Source organism: Nocardia anocheti (assembly GCF_029675105.1).
Lineage (GTDB): Bacteria > Actinomycetota > Actinomycetes > Mycobacteriales > Mycobacteriaceae > Nocardia.
The window spans coordinates 327,185-347,750 of sequence record NZ_JAQQFV010000002.1 but is presented as its reverse complement, the minus strand read 5'-3'; the positions used below and the strand labels follow the sequence as shown (position 1 = coordinate 347,750).

The 20,566-nt window shown below is 69.0% G+C and carries 23 protein-coding genes and 1 pseudogene; 13 read left to right on the top strand and 11 right to left on the bottom strand.

Annotation, left to right across the window (positions count from 1 at the left end):
* Positions 1–62: 62 nt before the first annotated feature.
* Together QC180_RS05420 and QC180_RS05415 are read right to left on the bottom strand one after the other, a co-directional pair.
* Positions 63–683 (bottom strand): DUF8020 domain-containing protein, encoded by a 621-nt coding sequence (locus tag QC180_RS05420; RefSeq protein WP_278261480.1) that lies wholly within the window; start codon positions 681–683, stop codon positions 63–65.
* Positions 684–779: 96 nt separating this feature from the next.
* Positions 780–2,018, bottom strand: coding sequence for an FAD-dependent oxidoreductase (locus QC180_RS05415; RefSeq protein ID WP_278261479.1), 1,239 nt, complete (start codon positions 2,016–2,018; stop codon positions 780–782).
* 128 nt (positions 2,019–2,146) lie between these two features.
* On the opposite strand from QC180_RS05415, the gene QC180_RS05410 reads away from it, so the two are divergent.
* A complete protein-coding gene (locus QC180_RS05410; RefSeq protein WP_278261478.1) occupies positions 2,147–2,479 on the top strand; it encodes an ArsR/SmtB family transcription factor in 333 nt (110 codons plus the stop codon).
* Entirely contained in the window at positions 2,476–2,952 is a 477-nt protein-coding gene (locus QC180_RS05405; RefSeq protein ID WP_278261477.1) for an SRPBCC family protein, read from the top strand. The genes QC180_RS05410 and QC180_RS05405 overlap by 4 nt, the downstream gene beginning before the upstream one ends.
* Positions 2,953–2,975: 23 nt before the next feature.
* On the opposite strand, the gene QC180_RS05400 is transcribed toward QC180_RS05405, so the two are convergent.
* The 6 genes and pseudogenes from QC180_RS05400 to QC180_RS05380 form a co-directional block, all read right to left on the bottom strand.
* Positions 2,976–3,965 carry a pirin family protein gene (locus QC180_RS05400; RefSeq protein ID WP_278261476.1) on the bottom strand — a complete coding sequence of 330 codons (990 nt, stop codon included), beginning with the start codon at positions 3,963–3,965 and terminating at the stop codon, positions 2,976–2,978.
* Entirely contained in the window at positions 3,962–4,279 is a 318-nt protein-coding gene (locus QC180_RS30205) for a GNAT family N-acetyltransferase (RefSeq protein WP_347567307.1), read from the bottom strand. The genes QC180_RS05400 and QC180_RS30205 overlap by 4 nt, the downstream gene beginning before the upstream one ends.
* Before the next feature lie 15 nt (positions 4,280–4,294).
* Positions 4,295–4,747 (bottom strand): annotated as a pseudogene (locus tag QC180_RS30200) (carboxymuconolactone decarboxylase family protein); the annotation flags it as partial.
* Positions 4,748–4,802: 55 nt separating this feature from the next.
* Positions 4,803–5,819, bottom strand: a complete 1,017-nt coding sequence (locus QC180_RS05390; RefSeq protein ID WP_278261474.1) for an aldo/keto reductase — start codon at positions 5,817–5,819, stop codon at positions 4,803–4,805.
* Complete coding sequence (locus tag QC180_RS05385; protein ID WP_278261473.1) at positions 5,816–6,280, bottom strand: MerR family transcriptional regulator; 465 nt, start codon at positions 6,278–6,280, stop codon at positions 5,816–5,818. The genes QC180_RS05390 and QC180_RS05385 overlap by 4 nt, the downstream gene beginning before the upstream one ends.
* An 88-nt stretch (positions 6,281–6,368) precedes the next feature.
* The gene (locus tag QC180_RS05380) at positions 6,369–6,737 is read right to left on the bottom strand and encodes a VOC family protein (RefSeq protein ID WP_278261472.1); all 369 of its coding nucleotides are present in this window, start codon (positions 6,735–6,737) and stop codon (positions 6,369–6,371) included.
* A gap of 48 nt (positions 6,738–6,785) precedes the next feature.
* Here QC180_RS05380 and QC180_RS05375 point away from each other — a divergent pair, with 48 nt between their 5' ends.
* A complete protein-coding gene (locus QC180_RS05375) occupies positions 6,786–6,986 on the top strand; it encodes a hypothetical protein (protein ID WP_278261471.1) in 201 nt (66 codons plus the stop codon).
* A 4-nt stretch (positions 6,987–6,990) separates the two neighbouring features.
* On the opposite strand, the gene QC180_RS05370 is transcribed toward QC180_RS05375, so the two are convergent.
* A complete protein-coding gene (locus QC180_RS05370; protein ID WP_278261470.1) occupies positions 6,991–7,482 on the bottom strand; it encodes a SixA phosphatase family protein in 492 nt (163 codons plus the stop codon).
* A gap of 157 nt (positions 7,483–7,639) precedes the next feature.
* Between QC180_RS05370 and QC180_RS05365 the strand changes: the two genes are divergently transcribed.
* Positions 7,640–9,307: an FAD-dependent oxidoreductase gene (locus QC180_RS05365; protein ID WP_278261469.1), complete on the top strand. Its 1,668-nt coding sequence runs from the start codon at positions 7,640–7,642 to the stop codon at positions 9,305–9,307.
* A gap of 31 nt (positions 9,308–9,338) precedes the next feature.
* Here the strand turns inward: QC180_RS05365 and QC180_RS05360 are convergent, their stop codons facing one another.
* On the bottom strand, positions 9,339–10,112 hold the full coding sequence (locus QC180_RS05360) for an acyl-[acyl-carrier-protein] thioesterase (protein WP_278261468.1): 774 nt from the start codon (positions 10,110–10,112) through the stop codon (positions 9,339–9,341).
* A gap of 165 nt (positions 10,113–10,277) precedes the next feature.
* On the opposite strand from QC180_RS05360, the gene QC180_RS05355 reads away from it, so the two are divergent.
* The 3 genes from QC180_RS05355 to QC180_RS05345 all read left to right on the top strand — a co-directional run bounded on the left by QC180_RS05355 (position 10,278) and on the right by QC180_RS05345 (position 14,135).
* Positions 10,278–11,930 carry a serine/threonine-protein kinase gene (locus QC180_RS05355; protein ID WP_278261467.1) on the top strand — a complete coding sequence of 551 codons (1,653 nt, stop codon included), beginning with the start codon at positions 10,278–10,280 and terminating at the stop codon, positions 11,928–11,930.
* Positions 11,931–11,981: 51 nt separating this feature from the next.
* A complete protein-coding gene (locus QC180_RS05350) occupies positions 11,982–12,956 on the top strand; it encodes an NADPH:quinone oxidoreductase family protein (RefSeq protein ID WP_278261466.1) in 975 nt (324 codons plus the stop codon).
* A 66-nt stretch (positions 12,957–13,022) separates the two neighbouring features.
* Entirely contained in the window at positions 13,023–14,135 is a 1,113-nt protein-coding gene (locus QC180_RS05345) for a winged helix DNA-binding domain-containing protein (RefSeq protein ID WP_278261465.1), read from the top strand.
* 129 nt (positions 14,136–14,264) lie between these two features.
* Here QC180_RS05345 and QC180_RS05340 read toward each other — a convergent pair whose 3' ends face one another.
* Positions 14,265–14,780 (bottom strand): Lrp/AsnC family transcriptional regulator, encoded by a 516-nt coding sequence (locus QC180_RS05340; protein WP_278261464.1) that lies wholly within the window; start codon positions 14,778–14,780, stop codon positions 14,265–14,267.
* Between the two features lie 142 nt (positions 14,781–14,922).
* Between QC180_RS05340 and hppD the strand changes: the two genes are divergently transcribed.
* The 6 genes from hppD to fusA all read left to right on the top strand — a co-directional run bounded on the left by hppD (position 14,923) and on the right by fusA (position 20,540).
* Entirely contained in the window at positions 14,923–16,068 is a 1,146-nt protein-coding gene (hppD, locus tag QC180_RS05335; RefSeq protein ID WP_278261463.1) for a 4-hydroxyphenylpyruvate dioxygenase, read from the top strand.
* Between the two features lie 31 nt (positions 16,069–16,099).
* Complete coding sequence (locus QC180_RS05330; protein ID WP_278261462.1) at positions 16,100–16,627, top strand: DUF3558 domain-containing protein; 528 nt, start codon at positions 16,100–16,102, stop codon at positions 16,625–16,627.
* Positions 16,624–17,172 carry a DUF3558 domain-containing protein gene (locus tag QC180_RS05325; RefSeq protein ID WP_278261461.1) on the top strand — a complete coding sequence of 183 codons (549 nt, stop codon included), beginning with the start codon at positions 16,624–16,626 and terminating at the stop codon, positions 17,170–17,172. Before QC180_RS05330 ends, QC180_RS05325 begins: the two co-directional genes overlap by 4 nt.
* Positions 17,173–17,442: 270 nt before the next feature.
* Positions 17,443–17,817 (top strand): 30S ribosomal protein S12, encoded by a 375-nt coding sequence (rpsL, locus tag QC180_RS05320; RefSeq protein ID WP_019049359.1) that lies wholly within the window; start codon positions 17,443–17,445, stop codon positions 17,815–17,817.
* 1 nt (position 17,818) lies between these two features.
* Positions 17,819–18,289, top strand: a complete 471-nt coding sequence (rpsG, locus tag QC180_RS05315) for a 30S ribosomal protein S7 (RefSeq protein WP_019049358.1) — start codon at positions 17,819–17,821, stop codon at positions 18,287–18,289.
* A gap of 148 nt (positions 18,290–18,437) precedes the next feature.
* Positions 18,438–20,540, top strand: coding sequence for an elongation factor G (gene fusA / locus QC180_RS05310; protein WP_278261460.1), 2,103 nt, complete (start codon positions 18,438–18,440; stop codon positions 20,538–20,540).
* The last annotated feature ends 26 nt before the right edge of the window (positions 20,541–20,566 follow it).

The following is a 20,566-nucleotide window of genomic DNA, read 5'->3' as shown; positions in this document are numbered from 1 at the left end:
GCGCCGGTCGCGGAGTTCGCGTGCTGTCCACGGTAGCGGAGCGGGCGATCGGTGTCGGGCCGTCAGGGCGCCCCGGTGACGTAGGCGAGCGCGGTGTCGACGGCGGGCTGTCCACCGGCCAGCGCGTAGGCCGCCATCGCGCCGATCGCCGCACCGGCGACGGTGGCCACCGGCACCGTGATGAAGTCCAGGACGAACAGGCCGAGCGGGAAGCCGAGCACGAAACCGATGGCCGCGCCGATCGCCGCGCCCTCGATGATCTGCGGCTGCAACCGCTGGGTCTCGGCGAAGAACCGCTCCTGGGCGCTGATATCGCGCACGGGAGTGTCGGATTCGCCGATCGGGGTGAGGGTCAGCTCGGTGCCGGTCTCATTGATCCGCGGTGCCAGCGGCACGGTGTGCTCGCCGAACCGCACGGCCATCGGCAGCGCGGCGATCACCGCACCGGAGGCATCGGTGACGGTGACGACCTTCGCGTCGTGCGCGAGCTCGAACCGGCCCGCGTCGAGCGTGGTGACGACCGCGCGCCGATCCTCGGAGACGCCGACCCGGTAGTCCACGTCCTTGTCGGCACCGCGCAGCGTGATGCCGGGCTGGGTCGGGTCGGCCGCGCCGATCCCGGTTCCCGACAGGGTGATCCCCACCGCCAGCAGCGCCGCTCCGAGCACAGTGCCGATCCTCATCGTGTAAGCCTCCCGCTGTCGCGCCCGGGACCGATTCATCCCGTTTGTCGCGGCAAACCTAACCGCTGAGCGGCTGGATCGGAAGTCATCGGATGATCATCCGGCCGCGACCCGTGGACGCCGGGCGAAATCCGGCGCGTGCTCGGGTCGGAGGCCGATTCCACCGAGGAAGCCGACGATCCCGGCCAGCGGCGGCGCGGCGTCGATGACCTGTAGCGGCAGCGGTGCGGTGTGCAGTGTTCCGCGCAGCGCGGGAGTGATGAGCAGGTCGTGTTCGCCGCGCTGGGAGCGCTGGGTGAAGCTCGCGGGGAACATCCTTCGGCGCTGCACCTTCTTCAGGTCGGCGAGCGACACCGCGCGGTCCAGCAACGGTGCGGCGAGGATGCGCGCGGTCGCCACGGCGTCCTGGATCGCGAGGTTCACCCCCACCCCGCCGACCGGCGACATCGGGTGCGCGGCATCGCCGATACAGAGCAGACCTGGCACCGACCACTGCTCGAGCATCCCGACGGTCACCTCGAGCAGCGCGACGTCGTCCCAGGAGCGCAGCGCCGCGGTCGCCGCCGCGGGCCAGCCGAAGAGTTCGCCGACCCGCTCGCGCAGCCAGCACACCTCGTGCGCCGCCCGCAGCGCCGCGTCGCTGCCCTTCTCGATGATGTAGCCGGTCTGGTAGTAGTCGCCCCGGTCGACGCACACCGCGGAGTTCCCGCTGGTGAAGCGGCCCTGGAAGGCGCCGCCCGTGCCGTCGTCGGCCGACTTCGGGATGCGGAAGTACCACAGGTCCATCGGTACGTCCTCGCGCCGCTGCCGCAGACCGGCGGCCTCGCGTGTCACGGAATCGCGGCCGTCGCAGGCGATCACGAGATCGGCGCGCAGGCTCTGTTCGGCGCCGTCGGCGTCGCGACAGCGGACACCGGCGACGGCACCGGACTCGTGGATCAGCCCGGTGACCCGCGTTCGCGTCCGCAGGGTGAAGCTGGGTTCCGCGAGGGCGGCGCGGGCCAGCAGGTCGAGGAAGTCCCACTGCGGCACCATGGCGACGTGGCGGTACCGGCCCGGAACCCGGGTGAGGTCGGCGGCGACGACCATCCGGTCGCCCGCGTAGAGCCGCATCGTGGTCACCGCGGTCTGGGGGAGCCGGGCGAACTCGTCGCTGAGGCCGAGTTCGTCGAGCAGCCGGATGGTCGACGGGTGGACGGTGTCGCCGCGGAAGTCGCGCAGGAAGTCGGCGTGTTTCTCCAGCACAGTGACGCGCACGCCCGCCCTGGCCAGCAGCAGGCCGGTCATCATCCCGGCCGGTCCGCCGCCCACGATGCAGCAGGTGGTTTCCTCCATGCGGTGCCCCCTCGAAGTCGTTGTCTACGACGAAGCGTAGTAATCAAATCCGGCCTGAGTCCAGGGATTCGGCGATCTCGCCGGTTCGGGTCTTGACGCACCGGGTCGTGCGCGCAATACTGAACTAGATGGTTCAGTATGACTTCCTGGATGCCTCGTTCGGGGCGCTCGCGGACCCCACCAGACGGGGCATCCTCGAGCGGCTCGGGCGCGGGCCCGCCAGTATCAGCGAGTTGGCCGAGCACTTCGAGATGACGTTGACCGGCATCAAGAAGCACATCGGGCTGCTGGAGGCGGCGGGCATGGTGGTCACCGAGAAGCGTGGGCGGGTGCGGTACTGCCGCATCGGCGAGCACGTCTTCGATCGGGAGGTGGCCTGGATGCAGGGTTATCGGCAGATGCTCGAAGCCCGGATGGACCGTCTCGACGAATTCCTGCGACGAACGGAGCCAGAGTCATGAGTACCGACACCAAGGACGCGGTCATCACCTCCACCTCGGACCGCGAACTGCACATCGAACGCGAATTCGACGCCCCGCTGGACCGGGTGTGGGCCGCCTACAGCCGCATCGAGCAGCTCGCGCGCTGGTGGGGCCGCGGCCACGAACTCGACGTCGAACGCTGGGAGTTCCGCAAGGGCGGGCACTGGCGCTTCGTCGAATACGAAGGCGACCAGGCCTACGGTTTCGAAGGCCGCTTCCGGGAGATCACCCCGAAGCAGCGCATCGTGCAGTCCTTCGAGTGGGACGGCATGCCCGCCCACATCTCCATCGACGCGACCACCTTCGTCGACCTGGGCGACGGGCGCACCAGGGTGGTTACCGACAGCGTCTTCCACACCGCCGAGGAATGCGCGGGCATGCTCGAGTCCGGCATGGAGACCGGCCTCAACGACAGCTACCGCGCGCTCGACGCCCTGCTCGCCCAGGGCTGAGCGCGCCCCGGCGCCGCGACGGATCAGCGGTGGACGCAGCCGGTCGCGCGTTTGCGTGGCTTCAACCGCAGCGGCGGCAGCGGCGGCGCCGGGATGCGCTCGTCCGGGTCGTGACCGACCACGGTGGGAAAACGGCTGGTATCGCGGGCTTCCCACGCCTCGCGCGCGTCGATGATCTCCTCGTGCGTGCGCGCGACGAAGTTCCACCACATCACCAGTTCCTCGGCGAACGGCTCGCCACCGAGCAGCGCGAGGTGCGCGCCCTCGGTGCTGGTCAGTGCCAGTTCGGCGCGATCGGTGCCCAGATACAGCAGCGGCCCCGCGCTCAGCTCGACCCCGTCGACCTCGACGGTTCCGCTGACCACCAGCACCGCGTGTTCGAAGGCGCGCTCGAGCGGCAACCGCACCCGCGCGCCCGCGTCGAGCGCGATGTCGGCGCCGAGGATCGGTGTGTAGGCCCGCGCGGGCGAGACCACGCCGCCGAGCGCGCCGATCAGCACGGTGGCCCGCAGTCCCGGCTCCTCGTAGACCGGCAGTTCGCGGTGCTGCTCGAAGTGTGGGTCGCCGTCGCGGGCGTCCTCGGGCAGCGCGATCCACAACTGCAGGCCGTTGCCCGCCGCCGCGCCGGGCACCCCGAACTCCGAGTGCGCGATGCCGCGACCGGAGGTCATCAGATTCAGCTGACCCGGCTCGATCTCGACATCCGAGCCCACCGAATCCCGATGCCGGATCCGGCCGTCGAACGGCCAGGTCACCGTCTGCAGGCCGATGTGCGGGTGCGGCAGGATGTCGGGGGAGGCGCCGGTGGTGGTGACGGTCGGCGAACCGAACCGGTCCAGGAAGCACCAGGCCCCGACCGTCGGCAGATCCCGTTGCGGCAGGGTGCGTTCCACGTACACGCCGCGCACCCCGCCGAGCGGGACCTCCCTGGCCGGATACAGCTCGGAGATCGGCCCCGGGCTGGGCGAGGGTTCGCACAGCGCCTCGGTGGGATCGGCCTCCAGGTCGCTCACTTCGCGATGCCCTTGCCCACCACGTGCGCGTCGTACTCCGGGTGCTTGTCGAGGTAGCCGCGGATGAACGGGCAGTGCGCGGTGATGGTGCGCCCGCGCGCGATCACGTCCTCGATGGCCAGGCGCGCGAGCACCCCGCCCAGGCCCTTGCCCGAGAACGCGCCGTCGATCTCGGTGTGCACGAAATCGGTGTCCTCGCCCCGTTCGACGTATTCGGCGAAGCCAGCGAGCTCGCCGTCGAGGAACACGTCGTAGCGGTTCTTGTCCTCGTTGCGGACGACGCGACGTTCGGATTCGGGCTGGGCCTCGGTCATCTTCTTACGCTCCTTCCGCACCGGCACGGGGTGCGCGCTCAGGATCGACACGCGGTTGAACGCGCCGATCGCGACGGCGATCCAGATGATCACCGAGATCTGTTCTTCGGACCAATGCTCGCGCGCGATCGCGTATTCCCGATCGGTGCGCTCCTCCTCGGGCAGCGTGGTCACCGCTTCGGCCAGCCCGAGCGCGGCCCGGTCGGTGTCGGAATAGGTGCCGCCGCGCCGCCAGGCGGGCAGCACCGCGATCTCCTGGGCGCTCAGGCCCGCCCCGAGCCCGGCGTGCTCGTGCACGTCCAGGCAGTAGGGGCAGCCGTTGATCTGCGAGACCCGCAGGTTGATCAGTTCCACCAACCGCCGGTCGATGCCCGCGGCCGCGGCGGCGGCGCGGATCTCGGCCGCCGTCGCACTCATGGCCTTGTAGATCGCGGGGTGTTGCTTGTCGATCCATACGCGCTGGCTCACCTCCGCGATGCTAGCCCGGTGCGCCGCGGCCCGCCCGGACCGCGGCGCGGCAGGTCTACTCCCGGCCCGCGGAGGTGAAGGACATGTCCGCGTACCGCTCGCCCGCCACCTGTCCGGCGATCGGCTCGAGGGTCGCGAGTTCCTCGGCGGTGAGCCGCACCGACGCGGCGGCCACGTTCTCGGCCAGCCGGGTGCGCTTGCGGGTGCCCGGGATCGGCACCACCGGCAGGCCGTGCACCTCGCCGCGCGCGTGCACCCAGGCCAGCGCGGCCTGGGCCTGGGTGATCCCGTGGGCCTGCGCGATCGCGGCCAGCGGGGCGAGCAGTGCGGCGTTGCGCTCGGCGTTGTCGCCGGTGAAGCGCGGCTGCGAGCGTCGGAAGTCGTTGTCGCCCAGGTCTTGCGCTGATTGGAACGAGCCGGTGAGGAAGCCGCGGCCCAGCGGCGAGTACGGCACGAAGGCCACGCCGAGCTGGACGGCGGCGGGCACCGCCGTGCGCTCCACGTCGCGGGAGAACAGCGACCACTCCGACTGCACGGCCGCGATCGGGTGCACCGCGTGCGCGGCGCGCAGCTCGTCGCCGGTGACCTCCGACAGGCCCAGCGCCTTGACCTTGCCCGCCGCGACGAGTTCGGCCAGCGTGCCGACGGTCTCCTCGATCGGCACCCGGGGATCGCGGCGGTGCACGTAGTACAGGTCGATGGTGTCGATACCGAGCCTGCGCAGACTGGCCTCGACGGCGGTGCGGATGTAGTCGGGGGAGTTGTCGAAACCGCGGTAGGACGGGTCGTCGGCCTTGCGGACGATGCCGAACTTGGTGGCGATCACCAGATCCGCCCGGTTGGCCCGGACGAAATCGGCGAGGAACTCCTCGTTGTGGCCCGAGCCGTAGATGTCGGCGGTGTCGAAGAGGGTGACGCCGAGTTCGAGCGCGCGGTCGAGGGTGGCGCGCGACTCGGCGGCGTCGGTGTCACCGTAGAACTCGCTGATGCCCATGCAGCCCAGGCCCTGTGTGCCGACCAGCGGGCCGTCGGTGCCCAGGGCGGTGGTGGGCAGTGTCGCGGTGGTGCTCATACATCGGTTCCTTCGCTCGTGTACGCGGTGAGCGTGGCGGGTTGCTCGACCTCGGATCGGCCCTGGTAGAGCGCGATCTTGTAGTCGAGCACCGCCACGGTCTGCTGGAGTTCCGCGATCTTGTCGAGCACGTCGGATCTGGTCTGCTGGAACATCGCCAGCCGCTGCGGGTAGGTCTGCTCACCGGCCCGCACCAGTTCGGCGTAGCGGATCATGTCGGCCACCGGCATGCCGGTCAGCCGCAACCGGGTGATCAGCGCCAGCCACTCCAGGTCGCGATCGCTGAAGCGGCGGTTGCCGGTGTGGTCGCGGCCGATGTAGCCCATCAGCCCGATCTTCTCGTACCAGCGCAGCGTGTCGCGGCTCAGGCCGGAGCGTTCGGCCACCTCGCCGATCGAATAGCGGGGGCGTTCGCGCTCTTCGTCGGTGCCCTCGGCCCGTGCGGTCGCGTCCGGATCCATCGTGCTCGTCCCTTCTCGTGGAACCAGGTCGACGCTAGCCACCTGGAGTGAACTCCAAGCAAGACTAATTCTCACGGGACGAACGAATTCAGTTGTACTTCGGCAGCTCCTGCACCGCCCAGCGGTTGCCGTCGGGATCGGCGAAGAAGGTGAACCGGCCCCAGGGCATGTCCTGCACGGGGGTGGCGTCCACTCCGGCGGCCACGAGCTGCTCGTAGGCCGTGTCGGCGCTGGTCACCACGATCTGCATGCCCTCGACACTGCCGGGCGCGGCCTCGGTGAGTCCGCGGCCGATACAGATCGAGCAGCCCGAGCCCGGCGGGGTGAGCTGGACGAACCGGATGTCCGGGCTCGGCGTGTGGTCGTGATCGGCGTTGAAACCGATGCTGGTGTAGAAGTCCTTGGCCCGATCGACATCGGTGACCGGGATGGCAACGAGTTCGATTTTCCAATCCATGACCACGAGCATGGCACCGACCACCGACAGAAACGTAGTCTGGATCACATGGCTAAGGACATCGACCGGATCCGGGCCCGTTCGGCGTGGGAAACGGTCAAGGAGAGCCCCGTGATCACCGCCATCGCGGTGGCTCCGGTGGTGCTGGTACTCGGCGTGGTGTGGTGGCTGACGAACGGCTTCGTCGCCTTCGTCCTGCTGGCTCTGCTCGGCGTCGGGATCGTGGTCGGCGGCAAGCTGCTGAAGTAGCCGCCTAGCGGGGGGTGTGGAAGAACGTCAGTTCGCCCGACCCCGGGTCCACCTGTGCCCACGGCCGGTCGAATTCGAGCACGGCCAAGGCCGAGGTGGGGAACTTGCGGCTGAGTTCGGTGGCCTGGTCGGAGTCGCGGTTGTAGGCCAGTTCCCAGGCGGTCCAGGGGATTCCGGGGACGTGGCCGACGACGAGCAGGGTGGACACCGCGTCGTCGGTGAGTTGCACGAGCTCGATGAGGGTGTGCGGATTCGCCTCGTAGATGTCGTCGGTGTAGTCCACCGGCGCGGCGATGCCGGTGGCCGCGAGGGTCTGACGGGTGCGGGTGGCGGTCGAGCAGCGCACCGCGTCGATCGGGGGCTGGGTCGCGCGCAGCCAGTCACCGGCCAGCGCCGCCTCGCGCTGCCCGCGCGGGGCCAGCGGCCGGTCGTGATCGTCGACGCCGTCGGGGTAGGCCGATTTGCCGTGCCGCATGAGGATCAGAGTCGCCACCATGGGAACCACCGTAATCCGGACCACAGGTGAGGTCGGTGTCACACTCGAGGCACACTGAAAGATGCGTCACCGTGGACGCGCCCATGGCATACCCCGCCACCGGCGTCCCGCGTTGCCGCCTCGAGCCACCGACCACATATTTCGAGGATCCGCACCCATGGCCTATGTCATCACGCAGCGTTGTTGCAACGACGCCAGCTGCGTCACCGAGTGCCCGGTCGACTGCATTCGCCCGACTCCCGATCAGCCGGAGTTCGCGACCGCGGAGATGCTGCACATCGACCCCGACACCTGCATCGACTGCGGCGCCTGTGTCGACGCCTGCCCGGTGGACGCCATCTTCTCCGAGGACGACCTGCTCGCCTCGCTGGCCAGATACCGCGAGATCAACGCCGCCTGGTTCCAGCGTCACCCGCTCGAGTCGAACTTCGATCCACTGAGCGCGCCGGTGCGCCCGCCCAAGGACCTGGGCACCCTGCGCGTCGCGATCGTGGGCGCGGGCCCGGCGGCCTGCTACGCCGCCGACGAACTGCTGCGCCGCAGCGATGTCGAGGTCGAGATGTTCGACCGCCTGCCGACGCCGTGGGGCCTGATCCGCGCCGGTGTCGCGCCCGACCACTCCGGCACCAAGGGCGTGGCGAACATGTTCGACTCCGCCTTCCGCCGCGACACCCTGCAGTACTACCTCAATGTCGAGATCGGTCAGCACATCGACCACGCGGAGTTGCTCGCGCACCACCACGCGGTGATCTACGCCGTCGGCGCCTCCAGCGACCGCCGCCTCGGCGTGCCCGGCGAGGACCTGCCCGGCAGCCACTCGGCCACCGAGTTCGTGGCCTGGTACAACGGACATCCCGATTTCGCCGAGCGCGAGTTCGATCTGTCCGGCGAGCGCGCGGTGATCGTCGGCAACGGCAATGTCGCCCTCGATGTGGCCCGCGTGCTCACCGCCCATCCCGACGAGCTGGCCAAGACCGATATCGCCGACCACGCCTTGGACGCGCTGCGCCGCAGCAACATCCGCGAGGTCGTGATCCTCGGCAGGCGCGGTCCGCTGCAGGCGGCCTACAGCTCGCCGGAGTTCCTGGCGCTGACGCACATGAAGAACGTCGACGTGATCGTCGACCCGGCAGAGCTCACCCTCGACCCGCACAGCCAGGCGCTGCTCGACGACGCGAACATCGAGCCCTCGCTGCGGCTGAAATACCAGCTGGCCCAGGAGTACTCACAGCTCACCCCGGACCCGGCGCACAAGCGCATCGTGTTCCGCTACCTGGCCACACCCACCGCCGTGCACGGCGACGAGCACGTCACCGCGCTGGAGTTCGCGCACAACGAATTGACCGAGGAGAACGGGCAATTGGTGGCCACCGCCACCGACCGCACCGAGACGCTCGAGACCGGTCTGGTGCTGCGCGCCATCGGTTATCGCGGCGTGCCGGTCGCCGGGCTGCCCTTCGACGAGCGGCGCGGCACCGTGCCCAGCGAGCACGGCCGGGTCATCGAGGCCACCGAACCGGTTCCCGGCGTGTACGTCTCGGGCTGGATCAAGCGTGGCCCGCGCGGCGTGATCGGCTCCAACCGCCTCGACGCCGAGGAGACGGTGGAGGCGCTGATCAGCGATTTCATCGCGGGCAAGCTCACCGCGCCGAGCGGGGACCGGGCCGCCCTGCAAGCCCTGCTCGCGCAGCGTCAGCCGGATCTGGTCGACCGCAAGGGCTGGAAGACCATCGACCAGGCCGAGAAGTCGGCGGGCAAGGCGGCGGGCAGGCCGCGGGTCAAGTTCACCACCAGGGCCGACCTGCTCAAGGCCGCCAAGGGCTGAGCCCGAGGCCCCGGTCCCGTGGGGGCCGGGGCTATTCCGGCAGCGGCATGATGCGTACCACCGTGGTGGTGATGCCGCCGACCACGAACCACAGCCGCAGTGTCAGCCTGCCGCCCGCGTCGCCGGGTTCGTAGCGGGCACGCACGGTGATGTGCTCACGGGCCAGCACCGGGGCCACGTACTCGATCACCGCGCGATGCGGCCCGGCGACGAGTTTCGGGTAGTCGACCAGATACTGCTCCACCGCCTGCCAGTAGCAGGCGTTGTTGACGTGGTTGTACTGGTCGATATCGGTGGCGCGGATCGGGAACGGCAGATCGGTGTCGGATTCGCGCGGGGCCGGATCGGTGAGATAGGGCCGCCACCGCAGCCGGTGCTCGTCGGTGGATCGCGCCAGATAGGCCAGGCCCTCGTCGCTGATCCGGGACGGCAGGTTGCTCGACTCACTGAGGTTGATCCAGAAACCCTCGGTCTCGATCAGACCGCCGCCGTCGCTGGTGATGCGCGTGCGCATGTTCGTCCACCGGGTGGACATGCTCGAACACCAGCGCGTCAGATGTACCTGGTCGGGCCAGACGACGGGACGCACCACGTCGATGACGGTGCGGCGGACGATCCAGGTTGGGTCGGTCTTGTGCAGCTCGGTGCGGTGCAGTTCGTCCCAGGCGATGTCGGACAGGTAGCGCGCCACGGCGTCGAAGCGCAGCCGATGGTAGGGATCCACGTCCCCGGCCCGGACGGGCCACGCCGCGGCGAAACCCATGCCCTCCTGGGGAAGCGGGGCCAGTGGCCGATCGAGTGACACGTGTGCTCCTCGCACGGCTCACCAGGTGCGCCGCGACTTCTTGCGTAGTTCCGCACACGACTTTACGGGGCGCAGATCACACCCTCACGCGGAGCCGGGCGAAGTGGTACCAGGTCGCGGTCGCCGTACATGACAGAGCCGTCCGCCGCCGGGTAGCCTGCTGGGATGGCCGGCGGGGCGATGGCGGGCTCGATGTTCGGGCGCTATGAAATGCGCAGGCTCCTCGGAGTCGGCGGTATGGGGGAGGTCTACGAGGCCTACGACACCTCCAAGAATCGCACTGTCGCCGTCAAGGTGCTCAATCGCGAACTGGCCGGTGATCCGGTCTACGTGCAGCGTTTCCGGCGCGAATCGCACGCGATGGCCAGTGTGCAGGAACCGCACGTCATCCCGGTGCACGACTGGGGCGAGGTCGACGGTGTGCTCTACATCGACATGCGCCTGGTCAAGGGCACCGATCTCAAGGACCGGCTGCAGCGCCACGGTCGGCTCACGCCCGGCGAATCGGTGCAGGTGGTGGAGCAGATCGCGGCCGCGCTCGACGCCGCGCACGAGATCGGCCTGATCCACCGCGACGTGAAACCGGCCAACATCCTGCTCACCAGCAGCATGTTCGCCTACCTGGTCGACTTCGGCATCGCGCACGCCGACTCCGACCCCCAGCTCACCAGCACCGGCAGCGCCGTCGGCTCGATGGCCTATATGGCCCCCGAACGCTTCGAGGACGCCCCGCTGACCGCCGCGGTGGACACCTACGCGCTCACCTGCGTGCTCTACGAATGCCTGGTCGGCCGGGTGCCCTACCCGGTCAACAGCCTCGCGGGCGCGATCGGCTCCCATCAGATGGCCCCGCCGCCGCGGCCCAGCGCCGTCGACCCGGCGCTGTCGTTCTTCGACGCGGTGATCGATCGCGGCATGGCCAAACGGCCGCAGCAGCGCTTCCTCACCACCGGTGACCTGGCCAGGGCCGCCCGCGCCGCCCTGGTGCAGGCCGAGCGGGCCGCGCCGAGCACCGCGCCGGGTCCGCAGATCGCGGCCGTCACCAGCGTCGGTCCGGTGACCGGCCCGCGCCCCGTCGACCCCGACCCGCCGCCCACCGTCTCCGGCCCGCAGGTGGTGGTCGACCCCGCCGCCCCGCGCGCCCAGTGGACCCCGCCGCCCGGCTACCGCACCAGCGGCCCGCAGGTCACTCGCGCGGGCGGCTACACCCATCCCTCCGCGCCGCTGCCGCTCCCACCGCGGCGCAACTCCTCGACCCCGATCCTGGCCGGTGCTCTCGGCGCGCTCATCGTGGTCGCGGCGGTGGGCGCGGCCGTGTGGGTGATGCTCAGCGTCGGCGACGATCCCGGCACCGTCGCCGATCCGCCCCCGTTGCCCCCGACCGTCGTGCAGCCCACCGGGGAGGTGACCGACGACCAGACCGCGCCCACCGGCGAGGTCACCCAGCCACCGCCCACCCCGGTCGTCACCACGGTGCCCCCGTTGCAGTCGAGCGTCACCGGCGCCGACGGCCAGGGTTTCCGCACCGGCGGGCCGCGCTGCAACGACAACGACGCCGCGATGACGATCGCGCGTACCAGCAAGTCGCGGGTGGTCATCTGCCACACCGGCGACAACCGGTACTACTACAAGGGCGCCAGGGCCAGCGACGGTCTCGGCATCGAACTCGACGACCCGCTGCCCACCGGCGGTGGCGGCTTCACCGCGACCAACCCGGTCGACGGCACGCAGTACCACCTGACCCCGGACGGGCTCACCATTACCAAGGACGGTCAGGAGCTGGTCAGCGAGACGATGCTGGAATTCGCCCATCGCTGACCCCTGGCCGGGATAGGTTCGGCGAGAGCACGTCAACAGAGAGGGTTCGCTATGCGCGCAGCACAGGTCGGTCGACTGGAGGGTCCGTCGGCGATCGAGATCGTCGACCTGCCCGAACCCGTGGCCTACCCCGGTGGCGTCCTGATCGACGTGCACGCGGCGGGCATCGCCTTCCCCGACGTGCTGATGACCCGCGGGCTCTACCAGATGAAGCCGGGCCTGCCCTTCGTCGTCGGCGGCGAGGTGGCCGGGGTGGTGCGCGAGGCGCCCGCGGAATCCGGGCTGGTCGCCGGTGACCGGGTCGCCGCGCTGACGATGCTCGGCAATGCCGTCGCCGAGGTGGCCGTCGCGCCCGGCAACGCGGTGTTCAAGCTGCCGGACAATGTCTCGCTCGAAGCCGGTGCGGGCATCCTGTTCAACGATCTGACCGTGCACTTCTGCCTGACCAAGCGCGGCAGGCTCGCCCCCGGCGAGACCGTGCTGGTGCACGGCGCGGCCGGTGGCATCGGCACCTCCACGTTGCGCATGGCCAAGGCGCTGGGCGCGGGCCGGGTGATCGCGGTGGTGAGCACCGAGTCGAAGGCCCAGGTGGCCAAGGCCAACGGCGCCACCGACGTGGTGCTGGCCGAGGGCTGGCTGGCCGCGGTCAAAGAGCTCACCGACGGCCGCGGCGTCGACATCGTGCTCGACCCGGTCGGCGGCGACCGCTTCACCGACAGCGTCCGCTCGCTGGCCGGGGGCGGCAGGCTGCTGGTGGTCGGCTTCACCGCGGGCGAGATCCCGACGGTGAAGGTGAACCGGCTGCTGCTCAAGAACGTCGAGGTGGTCGGCGCGGCGTGGGGCGAATGGGTGATGAGTCATCCCACCTACCTGGCCGAACAGTGGGCCGAGGTGGAACCGCTGCTGGCCTCCGGGGCCATCCCCGCGCCCGAGCCGGTGCTCTACCCGCTGGAGAAGACGGCCGAAGCCGTCGCGGCCCTGGACGAGCGGACCGCGACCGGCAAGGTGGTCGTCCAGCTGCGCTGAGCCCGTTTCCTGTCGGTGGCGGCCGGTAGCGTGCTGCTCGTCGCCGCGCCGTCGAAGGGGAGTCGCATGCCGCTGTCGAATCGGGTGCTCAACCGCACCCTGCTCGCCCGCCAGCACCTGCTGGAGCGCTCGACCCTGAGCACCGCGCGGATGTGCGAGCACCTGATCGGCCTGCAGGCCCAGGACGTGCCGCCACCGTTCATCGGATTGTGGAGTCGGACAGCCGATTTCGACCCGGCGACGGTGTCGGCCGCCCTCGACGACCGCTCGCTGGTGCGGATCACCCTGATGCGCGGCACGATCCACCTGGTCACCCCGCCCGACGCGTTGCGCATCGCCCCGCTCATCCAGCCGGAGCTGGAGAAGGTCCCGCAGCGCAAGGGTTTCAACTACGGCGCGATGGTCGGCCTGGATTTCGACGAGGTGCGCGCGCACGGTGAGCAGGTCCTCGGTGACGAGCCGATGTCGGCGGCCGACCTGCGCGCCGAGGCCGCCCGCCGCTATCCCGACCGCGACCCCGGCGTCGTGGTGCAGACCTGGCTGTACCAGCTACCCGTCCTGCAGACCCCGCCGCGCGGCCGTTGGCGCGACAACAGCAGACCGGTCTGGTCGCGCGTGCAGCCCTGGCTCGGCGCCCCCACCGACCCGGACTACCCGGTCGCCGAGCTGATCCTGCGCTACCTGCGCGCCTTCGGCCCGGCCACCACCATGGACATGCAGACCTGGTCGCGATTACCCGCCATGAAGCAGGCCGTGGCCGAACTGGGCGACCGGGTCCGCACCTACACCGACGAACGCGGCCGCACCCTCTACGACGCCGCCGACCTCGACCTCGCCGATCCGGATCTGCCCGCGCCGGTCCGCCTGCTCGGCTGGTACGACAACGCGCTGCTCTCGCATCAGGACCGCGCACGGGTGGTCGTCGAGCCGGAGGTGTCGCCACCGCGTGCCGCGGGCACCATGGTCTCCCCGGTGCTGGTCGACGGGTTCGTGGCGGGCCTGTACAAGGTCTTCGTGAAATCCGGTGTCGCCCGCCTGCGGATCAGCCCCACCCGTACGTGGACGAAAAATGAAGCGGCACAGGTGGACTCGGAGGCATCGGCGCTGCTCGCCTTTCTGGAGCCGGAATCCGAGGCACGGGTCGAAATACTCGCGCCTGGCGCGGACCTGCGTCCCTAGCCGGAGACCACGGGCCCGCCTCGCGCCCGGCACGGCCACTCCCCGCGCGCCGGGACCACAGTCGCGTGCCCTGGCCGCAGTGGCGTGCGTGCCCAGTCGTAGCCGCGTCGTGCGCCGCGGGAGTGCCGCTCAGCGCTGCTCGCGATAGGCGGGCGCCTTGGCCGTGCCGGAGGGGGTCAGCGTGTGCAGTAGCGGCATGGTCCGCCGGGCGACCACTGTGGACAGCACGATCACGCTGTGTGAGCGCACCACCGAGCCCGTGCGGTCGATACTGAGCAGCACCGCCTGCAACCCCGCGTGGGAGTCGGCGCCGATGCGGCACAGCACGTCACCGGAGCCGGTGGTGGCGTAGGCCTCGAGCACGCCGGGGATGGCGGCGAGCTCGGCACTCACCGCGTCCAGCGCGCCCTGCGCGATCTCCAGGGTGACGAAGGCCTGCACCTCGAAACCGGCCGCGGTGACGTCGAGCTGCGGATCGTAGGAGGCGATCACCCCGGATTCCTCCATCCGGTTGATCCGCGCCTGCACCGTCGCCCGGGCGACCTTGGTCCGGCGCGACAGTTCCAGGATTCCGGCCTTCTGGAACCGGTGCATCGCGTCGAGGATCGCGAGATCGAGTTCGTCCAGCTTCGCGGGCGTGCGCATCGCGTGACCTCCGTGTTCCGACACGATCGGGTGCTATTCAAATTGTCCACCATCGGGGCCGATCCGGTGGCTTCTCGTGTCAGCATGTCCAGGCGGAACTGGTGTTGTTGCCCAGGTGCGGCGGGTCGAGTTCTCCTTGGTCATGACCATTGAGCAGCAGCTCGTCGGGCTGATCGAGCACGACGACAGTGTCGATCCGTTTCCGGTGATCGGGTGGGACGCGCTGGTCTGGGTGGTGGGTAACGCGACCCAGAGCGCGCACTTCCTGCAGTCCGCCTTCGGCATGCGGCTGGAGGCCTATTCGGGGCCCGAGACCGGCAACCGCGACCACAAGGCGTTCGTGCTGCGCAGCGGGGGCGCGCGCTTCGTCATCACCGGCGCCGTCGACCCGGACAGTCCGCTGGTGGCCCATCACGACCGGCACGGCGACGGCGTCGTCGACATCGCCCTCGAGGTCCCCGATGTCGACCGCTGTATCGATTGGGCCCGCGCGCACGGCGCCACGATCCTGGTCGAACCGCACGACGAGAGCGACGAATTCGGCACCGTGCGCTCGGCCGCGCTGGCCACCTACGGAGAGACCCGACACACCCTGGTCGACCGGTCCGGCTATTCCGGGCCGTACCTGCCCGGCTACATCAGCCGCACCTCCGCCCGCGCCCCGCGCGCGCACCGGCTCTTCCAGGCCATCGACCACGTCGTCGGCAATGTGGAACTGGGCATGATGGACCGCTGGGTCGAGTTCTACCGCGGCGTCATGGGATTCACGAACATGGCCGAATTCGTCGGCGACGACATCGCCACCGAATACTCCGCGCTGATGAGCAAGGTCGTCGCCAACGGCAACCACCGGGTGAAGTTCCCGCTCAACGAACCGGCGGTGGGCCGCAAGCGATCCCAGATCGACGAGTATCTCGAGTTCTATCGCGGCCCCGGCGTGCAGCACATCGCGCTGGCCACCGGCGACATCCTCGCCACCGTCGACGCCCTGCGCGCGGAGGGCGTGGAGTTCCTGGCCACCCCCGACACCTATTACAAGGACCCGGAACTGCGCGCCCGGATCGGCCACGTCCGCGTGCCGGTCGAACAACTACAGCGCCGCGGCATCCTGGTCGACCGCGACGAGGACGGCTATCTGCTGCAGATCTTCACCCGCCCCCTCGGCGACCGCCCCACCGTCTTCTTCGAACTCATCGAGCGACACGGCTCACTCGGCTTCGGCAAGGGCAATTTCAAGGCCCTGTTCCAGGCCATCGAACGCGAACAGGAGGCCCGCGGCAATCTGTGAGTGCCGCCCGGCAGCCATTACAGTTCATGGCATGCGGATCCCCTCGGCGGTCATCACCGGCATGGCCTTGGCTGTCGTGCTGACGTCGTGCGGATCGGGGGGCGACTCCGATGCGCCGACCGGATCGATGCGACCACCACCGAAGGTCGCCGCGCTCGGTCCGTTCGTCGGCGAGTGCGGTCATGTCACCGATGACGAGGTGCGCGCGCTGGGTGGGCTCGGCCAGATCTCGCAGGTGTTCAAGAACGCCACCGGTTGCGCCTACCAGGGCTCCGGAATCGCCGGTCCCAGTGTGACCTTCGCCTCCTACCGGGGCAGCCCGATCGACCGGGAGAAGGCGTGGGTGTCCAATGTCGGACGACCGCCGGAGACCATCGACGTCGGCGGGCGGACCGGTTTCCAGGCCCTCGACCCCGACGGCGCGATCTGCGATCTCGCGGTCCAGATCGACGACGACTTCTTCGAATGGTCGACCAACAACGGCGTCTTCGCGGTCGGCGGCAACCCCTGCGACAAGGCCAGGAAACTGGCCGAGCTGACCGTGGGACGGCTGGGATGAGGGCCCGCCGCGCACTGGCCGCGGTCGCGCTGCTGAGCGGGGTGGTGCTGACCGGCTGTGGCGACAAGGTCGAGGGCAACGCCCAACCGGTGGGCAGCGGGGGCGGTGGCGAATCGATCAACACCGACTTCGACAAACTGCTGCGCGAATGCGATGTGGTGACCAAGGACAAGATCGGCGAGATCGTCGGCGGCGCGAAGAGCGTCGAGTCCTCCTTCAGCGGCGCCGTCTGCATGTGGACGATCTCCGATGCCCCCGGCGGCGAGGCCATGGCCACGCTGAACTGGTACGAGATGGGTACGCTGAACAACGAGAAGACCACCAACGACAAACTGGGCTACACCACCGGTGACATCACCGTGCAGGGCCGCCGGGCCCTGCAGGTCCGCAGACCCAACGACAACGACTCCTGCGGGGTCACCGCACCGGCCGCCGATGTGGGTGTGGTCGGCTGGTGGATCAACTACCGACCGGGTTCGGCCCACCCCGACCCCTGCGCCGCGGCACAGAAATTGGTGGAGCTGACCTTGGATCTGGCCCGGTAGCAGCCCGGATGGCGGACCCCACTTTGACCCCGATTCGGGCACGCGGGTATCGTGGATCCCTGTGCCCGGATTGCTACGGGCAAGTTCGTGCGTGAACGTAGGCCAGCGAGAGCGGCCGGTACGTTCCAGCGTGCCCTGAAAAGGGGCCCTGACCTGCGCGCGACACGCCCGACCGCGGGTCAAAGGAAACGTGGCTGGACGTGCAGGTTAAACGTCGACCAACACCACAGGGTCCCCGCGGGCGCGGGGATGAGCCAAGAAAGCCGGTATATGCCAACCATCAACCAGCTGGTCCGCAAGGGTCGTCGCGACAAGGTCTCCAAGACCAAGACCGCGGCCCTGAAGGGGAGCCCGCAGCGTCGTGGCGTGTGCACCCGCGTGTACACCACCACCCCCAAGAAGCCGAACTCCGCGCTCCGTAAGGTCGCGCGCGTTCGCCTGACCAGCGCAGTCGAGGTCACGGCGTACATCCCCGGCGAGGGCCACAACCTGCAGGAGCACTCGATGGTGCTCGTTCGTGGCGGTCGTGTGAAGGACCTCCCCGGTGTCCGCTACAAGATCATCCGTGGCTCGCTGGACACCCAGGGTGTGAAGAACCGCAAGCAGGCCCGCAGCCGCTACGGCGCCAAGAAGGAGAAGAGCTGATATGCCACGCAAGGGCCCCGCACCCAAGCGTCCGCTGATCAACGACCCGGTCTACGGGTCGCCGCTGGTCACTCAGCTGGTCAACAAGATCCTGCTGGACGGTAAGAAGTCCACCGCCGAGCGCATCGTCTACGGTGCTCTCGAGCAGGCGCGTGAGAAGACCGGCACCGATCCGGTCGTCACCCTCAAGCGCGCGCTGGACAACGTCAAGCCCGCCCTCGAGGTGAAGCCCCGTCGTGTCGGTGGCGCCACCTACCAGGTGCCGGTCGAGGTCCGTCCGGGCCGCGCCAACACCCTGGCGCTGCGCTGGCTGGTCAGCTACTCCCGCGCCCGTCGCGAGAAGACCATGGTCGAGCGTCTGGCCAACGAGCTCCTCGATGCCAGCAACGGCCTCGGCGCTTCGGTGAAGCGTCGCGAGGACACCCACAAGATGGCCGAGTCCAACCGGGCCTTCGCGCACTACCGCTGGTGATTGCCGCCCGGCCCGTCGCTCGTGTCGGCGCCGGAAGGCTCACAGTCGTGAGTGGCACTTCGGTGCCGCTTCCGGCGTTGACATAGTGACGACCCGAACCAGGGTCGTACCAGAGAATCCCAACTAGCTACGAGCGGGGAAGATTTCCGTGGCACAGGACGTGCTCACCGACCTGAACAAGGTCCGCAACATCGGCATCATGGCCCACATCGATGCGGGCAAGACCACCACTACCGAACGCATCCTGTTCTACACCGGTGTGAACTACAAGATCGGTGAGACGCACGACGGCGCGTCGACCACCGACTGGATGGAACAGGAACAGGAACGCGGCATCACCATCACCTCCGCGGCGGTGACGTGTTTCTGGAACCAGCACCAGATCAACATCATCGACACCCCGGGCCACGTGGACTTCACCGTCGAGGTGGAACGTTCGCTGCGTGTGCTCGACGGCGCCGTGGCCGTCTTCGACGGCAAGGAAGGTGTCGAGCCGCAGTCCGAGCAGGTGTGGCGTCAGGCCGACAAGTACGACGTGCCGCGTGTCTGCTTCGTCAACAAGATGGACAAGCTCGGCGCGGACTTCTACTTCACCGTGCAGACCATCAAGGACCGTCTCGGTGCCAAGCCGCTGGTCATCCAGCTGCCGATCGGCGCCGAGGACACCTTCGAGGGCATCGTCGACCTGGTCGAGATGAACGCCAAGGTGTGGACCGGCGAGACCAAGCTGGGCGAGAAGTACGAGGTCAAGGAGATCCCGGCCGACCTGCAGGAGAAGGCCGAGCAGTACCGCCAGGAGCTGCTCGAGACCGTCGCCGAGTCGGACGAGGCGCTGCTGGAGAAGTTCTTCGGTGGTGAGGAGCTCTCGATCGAGGAGATCAAGGGCGCCATCCGCAAGATGACCATCGGCTCCGAGCTCTACCCGGTGCTGTGTGGCTCGGCGTTCAAGAACAAGGGCGTGCAGCCCATGCTCGACGCCGTCGTCGACTACCTCCCGTCCCCGCTGGACGTGGAGTCGGTCGAGGGCCACCTGCCCGGCAAGGAAGACGAGGTCGTCACCCGCAAGCCGAGCGCCGACGAGCCGTTCTCGGCGCTGGCGTTCAAGATCGCGGTGCACCCGTTCTTCGGCGAGCTCACCTACGTCCGCGTGTACTCGGGCAAGGTCGACTCCGGTGCCCAGGTCGTGAACTCGACCAAGGGCAAGAAGGAGCGTCTGGGCAAGCTGTTCCAGATGCACTCCAACAAGGAGAACCCGGTTCCCTCGGCCTCGGCGGGTCACATCTACGCCGTGATCGGTCTGAAGGACACCACCACCGGTGACACCCTGTCGGACCCGCAGAACCAGGTCGTCCTCGAGTCGATGACGTTCCCGGACCCGGTCATCGAGGTCTCCATCGAGCCCAAGACCAAGTCCGACCAGGAGAAGCTCGGCACCGCGATCCAGAAGCTGGCGCGCGAGGATCCGACGTTCTCGGTCAAGCTCGACGCCGAGACCGGCCAGACCGTCATCGGCGGCATGGGCGAGCTCCACCTCGACATCCTCGTCGATCGCATGAAGCGCGAGTTCAAGGTCGAGGCGAACGTCGGCAAGCCGCAGGTGGCCTACCGCGAGACCATCACCAAGAAGGTCGAGAAGCTCGAGTTCACCCACAAGAAGCAGACGGGTGGCTCCGGCCAGTTCGCGAAGGTCATCATCGCGGTCGAGCCGTTCGTCGGCGAAGACGGCGCGACCTACGAGTTCGAGAACAAGGTCTCCGGCGGTCGCGTGCCCCGTGAGTACATCCCGTCGGTCGACGCGGGTGCCCAGGACGCCATGCAGTACGGCGTGCTCGCCGGTTACCCGCTGGTGAACCTGAAGGTCATCCTGCTCGACGGCGCGTACCACGACGTCGACTCCTCGGAAATGGCGTTCAAGATCGCGGGTTCGCAGGCCCTCAAGGAAGCGGCCCGCAAGGCCGGTCCGGTGATCCTCGAGCCGCTGATGGCGGTCGAGGTCACCACGCCCGAGGACTACATGGGCGATGTGATCGGCGACCTCAACTCCCGCCGTGGCCAGATCCAGGCCATGGAGGAACGCAGTGGTGCCCGTGTCGTCAAGGCGCTGGTTCCGCTCTCGGAGATGTTCGGCTACATCGGTGACCTGCGGTCGAAGACCCAGGGCCGGGCGAACTACTCCATGGTGTTCGACTCCTACGCTGAGGTTCCGGCCAACGTGTCCAAGGAGATCATCGCCAAGGCGACCGGCGAGTAATTCGCTTGCCGGGGCCGAGTACGCTT

What these genes read in the sequence shown, in the direction of transcription:
- QC180_RS05355 (WP_278261467.1), top strand. Translation starts at nt 10,278, where the DNA reads ATGGCCGGCGGGGCGATGGCGGGCTCGATGTTCGGGCGCTATGAAATG.
- QC180_RS05370 (WP_278261470.1), bottom strand. Translation starts at nt 7,482, where the DNA reads ATGGTGGCGACTCTGATCCTCATGCGGCACGGCAAATCGGCCTACCCC.
- QC180_RS05415 (WP_278261479.1), bottom strand. Translation starts at nt 2,018, where the DNA reads ATGGAGGAAACCACCTGCTGCATCGTGGGCGGCGGACCGGCCGGGATG.
- rpsG (WP_019049358.1), top strand. Translation starts at nt 17,819, where the DNA reads ATGCCACGCAAGGGCCCCGCACCCAAGCGTCCGCTGATCAACGACCCG.
- QC180_RS05340 (WP_278261464.1), bottom strand. Translation starts at nt 14,780, where the DNA reads ATGCGCACGCCCGCGAAGCTGGACGAACTCGATCTCGCGATCCTCGAC.
- rpsL (WP_019049359.1), top strand. Translation starts at nt 17,443, where the DNA reads ATGCCAACCATCAACCAGCTGGTCCGCAAGGGTCGTCGCGACAAGGTC.
- QC180_RS05405 (WP_278261477.1), top strand. Translation starts at nt 2,476, where the DNA reads ATGAGTACCGACACCAAGGACGCGGTCATCACCTCCACCTCGGACCGC.
- QC180_RS05410 (WP_278261478.1), top strand. Translation starts at nt 2,147, where the DNA reads ATGGTTCAGTATGACTTCCTGGATGCCTCGTTCGGGGCGCTCGCGGAC.
- QC180_RS05375 (WP_278261471.1), top strand. Translation starts at nt 6,786, where the DNA reads ATGGCTAAGGACATCGACCGGATCCGGGCCCGTTCGGCGTGGGAAACG.
- QC180_RS05380 (WP_278261472.1), bottom strand. Translation starts at nt 6,737, where the DNA reads ATGGATTGGAAAATCGAACTCGTTGCCATCCCGGTCACCGATGTCGAT.
- hppD (WP_278261463.1), top strand. Translation starts at nt 14,923, where the DNA reads ATGACCATTGAGCAGCAGCTCGTCGGGCTGATCGAGCACGACGACAGT.
- QC180_RS05385 (WP_278261473.1), bottom strand. Translation starts at nt 6,280, where the DNA reads ATGGATCCGGACGCGACCGCACGGGCCGAGGGCACCGACGAAGAGCGC.
- QC180_RS05390 (WP_278261474.1), bottom strand. Translation starts at nt 5,819, where the DNA reads ATGAGCACCACCGCGACACTGCCCACCACCGCCCTGGGCACCGACGGC.
- QC180_RS05330 (WP_278261462.1), top strand. Translation starts at nt 16,100, where the DNA reads ATGCGGATCCCCTCGGCGGTCATCACCGGCATGGCCTTGGCTGTCGTG.
- QC180_RS30205 (WP_347567307.1), bottom strand. Translation starts at nt 4,279, where the DNA reads ATGACCGAGGCCCAGCCCGAATCCGAACGTCGCGTCGTCCGCAACGAG.
- QC180_RS05420 (WP_278261480.1), bottom strand. Translation starts at nt 683, where the DNA reads ATGAGGATCGGCACTGTGCTCGGAGCGGCGCTGCTGGCGGTGGGGATC.
- QC180_RS05325 (WP_278261461.1), top strand. Translation starts at nt 16,624, where the DNA reads ATGAGGGCCCGCCGCGCACTGGCCGCGGTCGCGCTGCTGAGCGGGGTG.
- QC180_RS05365 (WP_278261469.1), top strand. Translation starts at nt 7,640, where the DNA reads ATGGCCTATGTCATCACGCAGCGTTGTTGCAACGACGCCAGCTGCGTC.
- QC180_RS05350 (WP_278261466.1), top strand. Translation starts at nt 11,982, where the DNA reads ATGCGCGCAGCACAGGTCGGTCGACTGGAGGGTCCGTCGGCGATCGAG.
- QC180_RS05345 (WP_278261465.1), top strand. Translation starts at nt 13,023, where the DNA reads ATGCCGCTGTCGAATCGGGTGCTCAACCGCACCCTGCTCGCCCGCCAG.